The sequence below is a fragment of the Streptomyces sp. NBC_00464 genome (assembly GCF_036013915.1).
Lineage (GTDB): Bacteria > Actinomycetota > Actinomycetes > Streptomycetales > Streptomycetaceae > Streptomyces.
Window position 1 is genome coordinate 1,327,571 of the sequence record NZ_CP107899.1, and the last position, 11,667, is coordinate 1,339,237.

The following is an 11,667-nucleotide window of genomic DNA, read 5'->3' on the forward strand; positions in this document are numbered from 1 at the left end:
GGTGTCGTCCGGCCGCTTACCAGGAACGGATACCGCAGGAGCAGCTACCGCGCGTCAGCCCTTGTGCGTCGGATCCTTGGGCTTGCGCTCCACGGGGCCGCGTCGCACCGAGCCGGGAGCGCTCCAGTCCGCGCGCTTACGGGCCCGCTTCTTGGCCGCCTCGGAGGACTCCAGCTGGTACGGGACGGAGGTGACCATCACACCCGGGGTGAAGAGCAGCCGGCCCTTGAGCCTGAGGGCGCTCTGGTTGTGCAGCAGGTGCTCGTACCAGTGGCCGACGACGTACTCCGGGATGTAGACGCTCACGACGTCGCGCGGGCTCTCCCGGCGCAGCCCCTTGACGTACTCGATGACCGGGCGGGTCACCTCGCGGTAGGGCGAGTCGAGGATCTTCAGCGGGACGTTGATGCCACGCCGCTCCCAGTCCTCCTTGAGCGCCTTCGTCTCGGCCGGGTCGACGCTGATGGAGAGCGCCTCCAGGTGGTCCGTGCGGATCAGCTTCGCGTACGCGAGCGCGCGCAGGGTGGGGCGGTGGAGCTTGGAGACCAGGACGATCGAGTGGACCCGGGAGGGGCGGACGGTCTCGTCGGACGGGGTCTCGTCGGCGGCGATCTCCGCGGCGACCCGGTCGTAGTGCTTACGGATCGCGGTCATCGTGCCGTAGAAGATCACCATGCCGAGCAGCGCGACCCAGGCGCCGTGGGTGAACTTGGTGGCGAGGACGACGACGAGCACCAGGCCGGTGAAGAAGGCGCCGAAGGTGTTGATCGCGCGGGAGCGGATCATGTGGCGGCGCTTGAGCGGGTCCTTCTCTGAGCGCAGGTGCCGGTTCCAGTGCCGGACCATGCCGGTCTGGCTGAGCGTGAAGGAGACGAACACGCCGACGATGTAGAGCTGGATCAGCCGGGTCGAGTCGGCCCCGTAGATGACGACCAGCAGGATCGCGGCGCCGGCCAGCAACACGATGCCGTTGGAGAAGGCGAGCCGGTCGCCGCGGGTGTGCAGCTGTCGGGGCAGATAGCGGTCCTGGGCCAGGATCGAGCCGAGGAGCGGGAAGCCGTTGTACGCGGTGTTGGCGGCCAGGAAGAGGACGAGGGCGGTGGCCGCGGCGAGGATCACGAAGAAGAACGTTCCGTCGCCGAAGACCGCTGCCGCGACCTGGGAGATCACCGGGTCCTGGACGAAGCTCGAACCGACCGGGGTCCCGTTGTTGATCAGGTCCTCCGCCGGGTTCTCGGCCATCTTGACGTCGGTGGCCATGGCCAGCCCGATGATGCCGCAGAACATGGTGACGGCCAGCAGGCCCATCGCCGCGAGGGTCGTGGCGGCGTTCTTGCTCTTGGGCTTGCGGAAGGCCGGGACGCCGTTGCTGATCGCCTCGACGCCGGTGAGGGCCGCACAGCCGGAGGAGAAGGCGCGCAGCAGCAGGAAGACCAGGGCGAAGCCCGCCAGGCCCTGGTGCTCCGGCTTGATCGTGTACGCCGAGGTCGGGGCGTGCATGGTGTCGCCGAGGACGAGCCCCCGGAAGGCACCCCAGATGATCATGATGAAGACGCCGGCCACGAAGAGATACGTGGGGATGGCGAAGAGCTTGCCGGACTCCTTGACGCCGCGCAGGTTCATCAGCGTCAGCAGCACGATGGCGGCGACGGCGCAGGCCGTCTTGTGCTCGACGACGAACGGGATCGCGGAGCCGAGGTTCTCGACCCCGGAGGCGATGGACACGGCGACGGTCAGGACGTAGTCGACCAGCAGCGCGCTGGCCACGGTCAGTCCGGCCTTCGGGCCGAGGTTGGTGGTGGCGACCTCGTAGTCGCCGCCGCCGCTCGGGTACGCGTGCACGTTCTGCCGGTACGAGGCGACGACCGTGAACATCAGGACCACGACGGCGACCGCGATCCACGGGCTGAAGTGGTACGCCGACACACCCGCGATGGACAGCACCAGGAGAACTTCTCCGGGTGCGTACGCCACCGAGGACAGCGGGTCGGATGCGAAGACGGGGAGCGCGATGCGCTTGGGGAGGAGTGTCTCCCCCAGCTTGTCGCTGCGCAGGGCCCGTCCGATCAGGATCCGTTTGGGCACGTCGGTCAGTTTGGACACGCTGAGGATCGTAAGGGTTCCGTATGGGACGAGCCCACGCACCACCCCCGTGACCCCGCAATCTCCTGCACTCGGCCGGGAAAGCCACGGAATCCTTAACGGAATCCTTGCACCGTCGGCACTCAAAAGGCCGTTGAACACCCTCGAACACTGTCCGAACGCTCTTCGGATGCTCTTCGGATGCTCTTCGGATGCTCTTCTGGTGCTCTTCTGGTGCTCTTCTGGTGCTCTTCTGACGCCCTTCGAAAGTCCGCTCGAACACTTCGGGGGACGTCGCCTTTGCCACAGTGCCCCCGAGATGAGCACACTCGAATGAGGCAACGCACCCGGCGCCGCTTAAGCTCATCCTGGGCAACGGGACGAACCGTTGCCCCATTGTTTGCCCGGCCAGCCGAGGAATGAGTATGAGCAGGGTGTTTTCGCAGGTCAGCCGGACGACCAGGACTGCGAGGTAGGCGCAAGGTGCACATCGTCATCATGGGCTGCGGGCGAGTAGGAGCCGCTCTCGCGCAGACCCTGGAGCAGCAGGGGCACACGGTCGCCGTCATCGACCAGGACCCTACGGCGTTCCGGCGCCTCGGATCCGGCTTCGGCGGCCGCCGCGTCACGGGGGTCGGGTTCGACCAGGACACCCTGCGCGAGGCGGGCATCGAAGACGCCGGCGCGTTCGCCGCGGTGAGCAGCGGCGACAACTCGAACATCATCGCGGCCCGCGTGGCACGCGAGATGTTCGGCATCGAGAACGTCGCGGCCAGGATCTACGACCCCCGGCGTGCCGAGGTGTACCAGCGCCTCGGCATCCCCACGGTCGCCACCGTGCGCTGGACCGCGGACCAGATGCTGCGCCGGCTGCTGCCTTCGGGCGCCGAGCCGCTGTGGCGCGATCCGAGCGGCGGTGTGCAGCTCGCCGAGGTGCACACCACGCCGTCCTGGATCGGCCACAAGATCAGCACCCTCCAGGAGGAGACGGGCGTGCGCGTGGCCTTCCTCACCCGGTTGGGCGAAGCGATACTGCCGTCGTCGCAGACGGTGCTGCAGGAGGGCGACCTCGTCCACGTGATGATGCGTACGGACGAGATCGCGAAGGTCGAGGCGGCCTTCGCCGAGGGCCCCGAGGAGGGCGGTCACTGATGCGCGTCGCGATTGCCGGGGCCGGTGCGGTGGGACGTTCCATCGCGGCCGAGCTGCTGGAGAACGGGCACGAGGTACTGCTCGTCGACAAGGCGCCGACCGCCATCTCGGTCGAGCGGGTGCCGATGGCCGAGTGGCTGCTGGCGGACGCCTGCGAGATCACCTCGCTGGACGAGGCTGCGTTGCAGCGCTGCAACGTCGTGATCGCGGCGACCGGCGACGACAAGGTGAACCTGGTCGTCTCGCTGCTCGCCAAGACGGAGTACGGCGTGCCGCGCGTCGTCGCCCGGGTGAACAACCCGAAGAACGAGTGGCTGTTCAACGAGTCCTGGGGCGTCGATGTGGCGGTGTCCACGCCACGTCTGATGTCGGCCCTGGTCGAGGAGGCGGTGAGTGTCGGCGATCTGGTCCGGCTGCTGCGCTTCAGCCACGGCGACGCGAACCTGGTCGAGCTGACGCTGCCGCCGGAGTCGGCGCTGGCGGGTACCCAGGTCGGGGAGGTCGCCTGGCCCGAGGACACCTCGCTGGTCACGATCATCCGTGGGCAGCGTGTGCTGACGCCGAGCACGGAGGAGACCCTGGAGGCCGGGGACGAACTGCTGTTCGTGGCCGCCCAGGCGCGCGAGGAGCAGCTGGAGGACCTGCTGTCGGTGCGCCAGGGCGACCCGGAGAGCTGAGACGCGACACATGGAGAGGGGCCTGTTACCGCTGCCGGCGGTAACAGGCCCCTCTCGTCTCGTGTGTGTCAGTACTCCTGGCCGCGGGCCGCTTCGGCGGCGGCCGCCTTACGAGCCTTCTCGGCCTGTTCCTCGGCCTCCATCTCGGCGAAGACGTCGATGGGCGGCGGCGCCTTGGCGAGGAAGACCCAGGTGAGGTAGACCGCCAGCAGGAACGGCGGGATCTTCAGGGCGATCAGGACCCAGCCGAACTGGGTGGTGTCGGCCCACCAGTACAGCGGGAAGAGGATCGCGCACTTGGCGAGCAGGATCAGGCCCCAGGCGTAGCTGGCCTTGGCGTAGGCCTTCTTGCGGCCGGGGTTCCTGGTGCGCCAGGAGAGGTTCTCCTTGAACACCGGGCCCAGGATCAGTCCGATCAGCGGCAGCCCGGCCACCGTGGTGATCAGGTAGGCCAGGGCCAGTCCGAGCGTGTAGATCATGCCCGGCAGGTAGAAGTCCTTGGCGTTGCCGGTCATCTTCGCGAAGACGACACCGAAGGCCACACCGAAGACACCGCTGAAGGCATGCTTGACGGTGTCCTTGCGGATCAGCCGGACGGCCACGAGCACCAGCGACACCGCGACGGCCGCGATGGCCGAGTTCGTGAGGTTCTTGTCGATGGTGAAGATCGTGACGAAGAGCAGTCCGGGCAGGACCGTCTCCACCATGCCCCGGATGCCGCCGAAGGCCTCGAAGAGCGCGGCCTCGGTGACCGCCTTCGCGTCGGCCTCCTGCTGGTCGGTGGTGCGGTCCGTATCGGACGTCGGCTTGTCGAGAGACGTCACCGGCTACTCCTTGCCGAGCGGTCGGAGTTCGTATTTGGGGTTGAACAGCACCCGGCGCCCGTGGCTCATGGCGATGCGGCCGGAGGCGATGAGCTTACGGCCCGGCTCGATGCCCACGATGGAGCGGCGGCCGAGCCAGACCACGTCGAGCGGCGCGGTGCCGTCGAAGAGCTCCGCCTCGAGGGCGGGCACTCCGGCGCGCGGTCGCAGGGTGACCGTCCGCAAGGTACCAGTGACCTTCACGATCTGGCGGTCGCTGCACTCGGAGATCCGGGTGCATCCCGATGCCTGCGAGTCCTCCGCCAGCTCCTCGCACTCCAGGTCCTCCTGGGAGCTGGAAAGCCGGTCGAGCATTCGCCGGAAGCGCCCGGACGGCCGCTCGGCCTTCTGGGACTTCTCGAAACGAGGAACAGCACTCATACCCGAAGGGTACCGGTCTCCCGGGGTCCTGGAGGGTGGCCGCCGTCTCACTCGAACGGGCGACGCGGGGCCCGGCCGCGGGCCCTCAGGCGCGCTCGAAGCGGTAGCCCATCCCCGGTTCGGTGACGAAGTGCCTGGGGTGCGAGGGGTCCGCCTCCAGCTTGCGCCTCAGCTGCGCCATGTAGACCCGAAGATAGTTGGTCTCGGTGCCGTACGAGGGCCCCCAGACCTCCTGGAGCAGCTGCTTCTGGCTGACCAGCCGGCCGCTGTTGCGGACCAGAACCTCCAGCAGGTGCCACTCGGTGGGGGTGAGCCGTACGTCGCGTCCCTCGCGGTGGACCTTCTTGGCGGCCAGGTCGACGGTGAAGCCCTCGGTCTCCACGAGCACGACCTCGTCGCCGCCGTCCTGGCCGACGGGCTCGGCCCGGCGCACCGAGGCGCGCAGCCGGGCCAGCAGCTCGTCCATGCCGAACGGCTTGGTGACGTAGTCGTCGGCCCCGGCGTCCAGGGCCTCGACCTTCTCGTCGGAGGTGTGCCGGGCGGAGAGCACCAGGATCGGCACCCGGGTCCAGCCGCGCAGCCCCCTGATCACCTCGACGCCGTCCATGTCGGGAAGCCCCAGGTCCAGGACGACGACGTCGGGGTGGCGCGCGGCAGCCAGCTGGAGCGCGGTGGCCCCGTCGGGCGCCGCGTCCACCTCGTACTTGCGCGCCTTCAGGTTGATCACGAGGGCGCGTACGATCTGCGGCTCGTCGTCGACCACAAGCACCCGGGTCATCGCGGTCCTGCCTCTCTGCTGTACGTGAGTCTGTACGAAGGTTTGTACGTAGGTCTGTACGTCCGCGCTGTACGTGCTGTACGCGCCGTACGTGCCGTCCGCGCCGTACGTGCTGTCCGTGGGCTGCGGAGCTCCCGGTGGATCATGCGGCTCATGAAGTGACCCGCGCGGGCAGGTCCGGGGTGGCGGGAACGTAGCCCGAGGCCGCCTTCAGGGTCAGGACCATGGTGAGGCCTCCGCCGGGGGTGTCCTCGGCGTCCAGCGTGCCGCCCATGGACTCCACGAAGCCGCGGGCCACCGCCAGGCCCAGGCCCACTCCGGCGCCGCGCGGGGCGTCGCCGTAGCGCTGGAAGGGCTCGAAGATGCGTTCCTTGGCCTCGTCGGGGACGCCGCGGCCGCGGTCGGCGACACGCAGCTCGACCCGGGCGCCGAGCGCGCTGGCGGCCACGGTGACGCGCTCGCGGTCGGGGTTGTACTTGACGGCGTTCTCCACGATGTTGGCGACGGCCCGCTCCAGCAGCCCGGGGTCGACGGCGACCATCGGCAGCGTCTCGGGGATGTCCAGCTCGACGCTGTCCTCGGGGACGCCGCCCAGGGCCATGGGCACGACCTCGTCGAGGTCGATCTCGCGGATCAGCGGGGTGACGGTGCCGGTCTGCAGGCGGGACATGTCGAGGAGGTTGCCTACGAGGTGGTCGAGGCGGTCGGCGCCGTTCTCGATGCCTTCGAGGAGTTCGGCCTCGTCGTCGTCGGACCAGGCGACGTCGTCGGAGCGCAGGGAGCTGACCGCGGCCTTGATGGCTGCGAGGGGCGTCCGCAGGTCGTGGCTGACGGCGGCCAGCAGCGCGGTCCTGATCCTGTTCCCCTCGGCGAGCCGGCGGGCCGTCTCGGCCTCACCGACCAGGCGCTGGCGGTCCAGGACGACGGCTGCCTGGGCGGCGAAGGCACCGAGCACACGGCGGTCCTCCGCGGGCAGCACCCGGCCGGAGAGGGCCAGGGCCATGTGATCGCCTACGGGCATGTCCACATCGGCGTCATCGGGCCGGGCGACCGGCGCCGGGCCGACGCTGCCCGCGCACGTCCACGGGTCGACGTCGCTCTGCCGCTCCAGCAGGGCCACGGACTCCATGCCGAAGGTCTCGCGGACCCGGTCCAGCAGCGCGGCCAGGGTGGTCTCGCCGCGCAGCACGCTGCCGGCCAGGAAGGAGAGGATCTCGGACTCGGCGCGCAGTCTGGCGGCCTGGTGGGTGCGGCGGGCCGCGAGGTCGACGACCGAGGCCACCGCGACGGCCACCGCGAAGAAGATCACGATGGCGACGAAGTTCTCGGGGTCCTGCACGGTGAGGGTGTGGGTGGGCGGGGTGAACCAGTAGTTCAGCAGCAGCGATCCCGCGGCGGCCGACGCGAGGGCGGGCCGCAGTCCGCCCAGCAGAGCGGCGGCGACGGTCATGAAGAGGAAGAGCAGGACGTCGTTGGCGAGCCCCGGGCCGTTCTCCATGCCCTTGAGGAGCAGCGAGAGGAGGACCGGCCCGCCCACGCCGACGAGCCAGCCCCAGATGATGCGGGCCCGGCCGAGCCGGGCGCCGCGGGCGATGGGGAGTCCGCGGCCCTTGGCGACCTCGTCGTGGGTGACGATGTGGACGTCGAGGTCGGTGCCGGACTCTCGGGCGACGGTGGCGCCGACGCCGGGTCCGTAGATGTACTGCCAGGCCTTGCGGCGGCTGGAGCCGAGGACGATCTGGGTGGCGTTGACGCCCCGGGCGAATTCGAGGAGTGCGGAGGGTATGTCGTCGCCGATGACGTGGTGGAAGGTGCCGCCGAGGTCCTCGACGAGGGTGCGCTGGACGGTCAGCTCCTTGGGCGAGGCCGACGTCAGTCCGTCGCTGCGGGCGATGTAGACGGCGAGGATCTCGCTGCCGGAGCCCTTCGCCGCCATGCGGGAGGCGCGGCGGATGAGGGTGCGGCCCTCGGGACCGCCGGTGAGTCCGACGACGATGCGTTCGCGGGCCTGCCAGGTGGTGCGGATGTTGTGCTCGCCCCGGTACTGCTGGAGGTATTCGTCGACCCGGTCGGCGACCCAGAGCAGGGCCAGCTCGCGCAGGGCGGTGAGGTTGCCGGGGCGGAAGTAGTTGGAGAGCGAGGCGTCGATCCGGTCCGGCTTGTAGATGTTGCCGTGGGCCATCCGCCGGCGCAGCGCCTGGGGCGACATGTCGACAAGTTCGAGCTGGTCGGCGCGGCGGACGACTTCGTCGGGCACCGTCTCGCGCTGGCGTACGCCCGTTATGGACTCGACGACGTCACCGAGGGACTCCAGATGCTGGATGTTGACCGTGGAGACCACGTCGATGCCGGCCTGGAGGATCTCTTCGACGTCCTGCCAGCGCTTGGCGTTGCGGGAGCCCGGCACATTGGTGTGGGCGAGTTCGTCCACCAGGGCGACGGCCGGGGCCCGCTCCAGGACTGCGTCGACGTCCATCTCGGTGAAGACGGCGGAGCGGTACTCGATCTCGCGGCGCCGGATCTGTTCGAGGCCGTGCAGCATGACCTCGGTGCGGGGGCGGTCGTGGTGCTCGACGAAGCCGACGACGCAGTCGGTGCCCCGCTCCACACGGCGGTGCGCCTCGGAGAGCATCGCGTACGTCTTGCCGACGCCGGGTGCCGCACCGAGGTAGATCCGAAGTTTGCCGCGCGCCATGGCCCCATTGTCTTCCTGAAACCGGCTCTTCTCACGGAAACCGGTGGCGGCCGATGCGGCAGCCACTGTCGAAACTACCCCGTGAATTTCCGGCATATCGGGCGGGGGGTGCGGGTGCGCTCCGTATTGACGTAACTCTGATGCCTCCGCCGGAGGAGCCCGCCCCGCCCCGGCCGGAGGCGCTTCGGCCGGGCCGGGGCGGGCGGGGCCGCCGTCAGTGGTGGAAGAGCCGCAGGCCGGTGCGGGCCAGGGCGATCCCGTGGGCGCGGCAGGCGGCCTCGACCTCGTCGGACCGGATCGAACCGCCCGGCTCCGCGATGCACGTCACCCCGTGGCGGCGGGCGTGGTCGACGTTGTCCCGGAAAGGCAGCGAGCCGTCCGACACGAAGGAGACCCCTGTCAGCCGGCCGAGCCATTCGGTGCGCAGCGCCGCGTCCAGCTCGGGCGGCTCGCTGCCGAGTGCGTCCCGGCAGCGGTCCCGCTCGTCGGCGGTCAGGTCTCCCTCGACGAGCCGGATCTGCCAGTTGATCCGCTCCTGGCGGCGGATGCCCGTACGGAAGGCGAGATCACGCACCAGCGGATGCCTGCGGAGCCACCAGGTGTCCGTCTTGGCTCCGGCCAGCCGGGTGCAGTCCACCCGGGACTGCTGACCCGCGCCGATCCCGAGGGCCATGCCGTCCTTGAGGTAGCACACCGCGTTGGACTGGGTGCGGCGCAGCACCACGAGCCCGAGCAGCAGGTCCCGGCGGGAGGCGGCCGGCACCTCGCCGGTCACGACGTCCGCGATCACTTCGTCCGACACGGGTACGGGGTCGCGCTCCTGGGACAGCCGGAGGCCGAAGACCTCGCGGGACTCGGCGGCCGGGGCGGTGAAGTCCGGGTCGGCCTCCATGACGAGGAAGGTGCCGTTCTTCTTCCGGCTCAGCGCGTCGGCCACTCCCGGCGCGTATCCGGGCGCGACGATCCCGTCGCAGACGACCCGGCCGAGCAGCTCGGCCAGTTCGGCGTCGACCTCGTGCGAGACCGCGGCGAAGTCCCCGTACGAGGACTTGGGGTCACCGTCCCTGGCCCGCAGGTAGGCGCTGGTCAGCGGTCCGACCGTGGCGGGATCGACGCCGTGGAGGCGGGCGACGGCCTCGTCCACCGGGCCGGCCAGTGCCGCCCCGGCGGGCGAGACGTGCTTGAACGAGGTCGCGGCCGGCATGCCGAGCACGGCGGCCGCCTCACGGACGAGCTGCCAGGCGTTCAGGGCGTCCAGCCAGTTGATGTAGGACGGGACGCCGCCCAGCACCTTCAGCGGCGGGCGTCCCGGATGTACGGGAGCGGCTTCGGCGGCGGTCTGCTGGGGGTTCATTCCATAGCGCATGCGCACAGGTCACTCCTGGTCGGACGGACCGACGGAGCGCCCAGGCGGTCGGCGGCTCCTCCGTGGAGGGTCGCTCCCCGGTGGTGATCCACCTTCGCCAGTCACGACGGAATGATCCTAGGGAACGGGGAGCGGCGCCGCCAACTCCCCTGTCAGTGCTCGATGATGTGCCCGTCGCTGAGCTCCAGCACCCGGTCGGCGAGGCCGAGCAGCTGGGCGTCGTGGGTGGCGACGAGCGCGGTGACGCCCTCGCTGTGGACGACGGCGCGCAGCAGTTCCATCACCGCGAGGCCGGTCTCCGCGTCGAGCTGCCCGGTGGGCTCGTCGGCGATCAGCAGGGCGGGCCGGTTGGCGAGCGCGCGGGCGATCGCCACGCGCTGCTGCTGGCCGCCGGAGAGCTCGCCGGGGCGCTGAGCGGCGTGGTCGGCGAGGCCGACCAGGGAGAGGAGCAGCGAGACCCGCTCCTCGCGCTCACGCGGATCGGCCTTGCGCAGCCGCATGGGTACGCCGACGTTCTCCGCCGCGGTCAGGATCGGGATCAGGCCGAACGACTGGAAGATGAAGCCGATCCGGTCGCGGCGCAGCTCCAGCAGCCCGTTCTCGCCGAGCGAGGAGAGGTCCGTGCCGTCCACGGTGATCCGGCCGCTGTCGGGGGTGTCGAGGCCGCCGACCAGGTTGAGGAGGGTCGTCTTGCCGGAGCCGGAACGCCCCTTGAGCGCGACGAGCTCACCGCGCGGCACCTCGAAGGACACGCCACGCAGCGCGTGCACGGCGCCGGCCCCGGAGCCGTAGGAGCGGTGCAGGTCCTCGATCCGGACCATCGGCCGCTCGGCGACGGTCGTGCCGCCCTCCCCGCCGACGTCCGTGGCGGCAGTGCTCTCGGTCATGTCGCTCCCCGTGTGTCGGTCCTGTCGGCCGCCAGTATGTGCATGCGGCACGGGGTCGGGCAATGCCCGGGTCCGGCCGTAGTGGCCGGACCCGGGCATTCGGGGTGTTCAGCGCGTTCCGGCCTCGTCGGTGAGGTGTCTCAGCGCGATGTTGAGCTGGAGGACGTTGACCCGGGGTTCGCCGACGAAGCCGAGGATGCGGCCGTCGGTGTGCTGGTCGACGAGCTTCTGGACCTGGGCGGCGTCGAGGTGGTTGCGTGCGGCGACGCGGTTGACCTGGAGGTCGGCGTAGGCCGGGGAGATGTCGGGGTCGAGTCCGGAGCCGGAGGAGGTGACGGCGTCTGCCGGTACCTGGGAAGGGCTGACGGGGTGGCCGGGGACGGAGTTGTCCTTGACGACGTCGGCCTTGGCGGCGGTGACCCAGTCGATGAGTTCCTTGTTGTCACCGGAGCGGTTGGTCGCGCCGGAGAGGATCAGCGAGTACTGGGTGTTGACGCTGTTGGTGCCGAGGCCGTTGGAGGGGCGGGGCTGGAACCACTTGAGGTCGGGGGCCGGGGTCTCCTGGCCCTCCTTGAGGGGCAGGTCGTAGCGCTGGCCGATGAGTTCGGAGCCGACGACCTTGCCGTTGGCGCTGATCTCGGAGCCGTTGGCGCGGCCGGGCATGAGGCCCTGGGCGACGCCGGTGACGGCGAGCGGGTAGATGACGCCGCAGACCAGGGTGAGGACGAGCAGGGCGCGCAGTCCGGCCCAGAGCAGTCGGGCGGAGTTTCCTACGGAGGTGTGCAT

At 70.1% G+C, this 11,667-nt stretch carries 10 protein-coding genes and 1 riboswitch; of the genes, 2 read left to right on the top strand and 8 right to left on the bottom strand.

What is annotated here, in order from left to right; genetic code table 11:
- Positions 1 to 54 precede the first annotated feature (54 nt).
- Entirely contained in the window at positions 55 to 2,103 is a 2,049-nt protein-coding gene (locus OG912_RS05690) for an APC family permease (RefSeq protein WP_327708463.1), read from the bottom strand.
- A gap of 462 nt (positions 2,104 to 2,565) precedes the next feature.
- Here OG912_RS05690 and OG912_RS05695 point away from each other — a divergent pair, with 462 nt between their 5' ends.
- Positions 2,566 to 3,234, top strand: coding sequence for a potassium channel family protein (locus OG912_RS05695; protein WP_311309792.1), 669 nt, complete (start codon positions 2,566 to 2,568; stop codon positions 3,232 to 3,234).
- Positions 3,234 to 3,911, top strand: a complete 678-nt coding sequence (locus OG912_RS05700) for a potassium channel family protein (RefSeq protein WP_148021383.1) — start codon at positions 3,234 to 3,236, stop codon at positions 3,909 to 3,911. Before OG912_RS05695 ends, OG912_RS05700 begins: the two co-directional genes overlap by 1 nt.
- Positions 3,912 to 3,979: 68 nt before the next feature.
- Here OG912_RS05700 and OG912_RS05705 read toward each other — a convergent pair whose 3' ends face one another.
- From OG912_RS05705 to OG912_RS05735, 7 genes are all read right to left on the bottom strand, one after another.
- On the bottom strand, positions 3,980 to 4,735 hold the full coding sequence (locus OG912_RS05705; protein WP_327708464.1) for a DUF3159 domain-containing protein: 756 nt from the start codon (positions 4,733 to 4,735) through the stop codon (positions 3,980 to 3,982).
- Positions 4,736 to 4,738: 3 nt separating this feature from the next.
- Positions 4,739 to 5,155: an OB-fold nucleic acid binding domain-containing protein gene (locus tag OG912_RS05710; protein WP_326739342.1), complete on the bottom strand. Its 417-nt coding sequence runs from the start codon at positions 5,153 to 5,155 to the stop codon at positions 4,739 to 4,741.
- An 85-nt stretch (positions 5,156 to 5,240) separates the two neighbouring features.
- Positions 5,241 to 5,933, bottom strand: coding sequence for a response regulator (locus tag OG912_RS05715; RefSeq protein WP_148021380.1), 693 nt, complete (start codon positions 5,931 to 5,933; stop codon positions 5,241 to 5,243).
- A 151-nt stretch (positions 5,934 to 6,084) separates the two neighbouring features.
- Positions 6,085 to 8,628 (bottom strand): sensor histidine kinase KdpD, encoded by a 2,544-nt coding sequence (locus tag OG912_RS05720; protein ID WP_327708465.1) that lies wholly within the window; start codon positions 8,626 to 8,628, stop codon positions 6,085 to 6,087.
- 214 nt (positions 8,629 to 8,842) lie between these two features.
- Positions 8,843 to 9,994 carry a phosphoribosylaminoimidazolecarboxamide formyltransferase gene (locus tag OG912_RS05725; protein ID WP_327708466.1) on the bottom strand — a complete coding sequence of 384 codons (1,152 nt, stop codon included), beginning with the start codon at positions 9,992 to 9,994 and terminating at the stop codon, positions 8,843 to 8,845.
- A 31-nt stretch (positions 9,995 to 10,025) separates the two neighbouring features.
- A riboswitch (ZMP/ZTP riboswitch) is annotated at positions 10,026 to 10,109 on the bottom strand.
- Positions 10,110 to 10,146: 37 nt separating this feature from the next.
- Positions 10,147 to 10,881: an ABC transporter ATP-binding protein gene (locus OG912_RS05730; protein ID WP_327708467.1), complete on the bottom strand. Its 735-nt coding sequence runs from the start codon at positions 10,879 to 10,881 to the stop codon at positions 10,147 to 10,149.
- A gap of 108 nt (positions 10,882 to 10,989) precedes the next feature.
- Positions 10,990 to 11,667, bottom strand: coding sequence for a potassium-transporting ATPase subunit C (locus OG912_RS05735; RefSeq protein WP_327708468.1), 678 nt, complete (start codon positions 11,665 to 11,667; stop codon positions 10,990 to 10,992).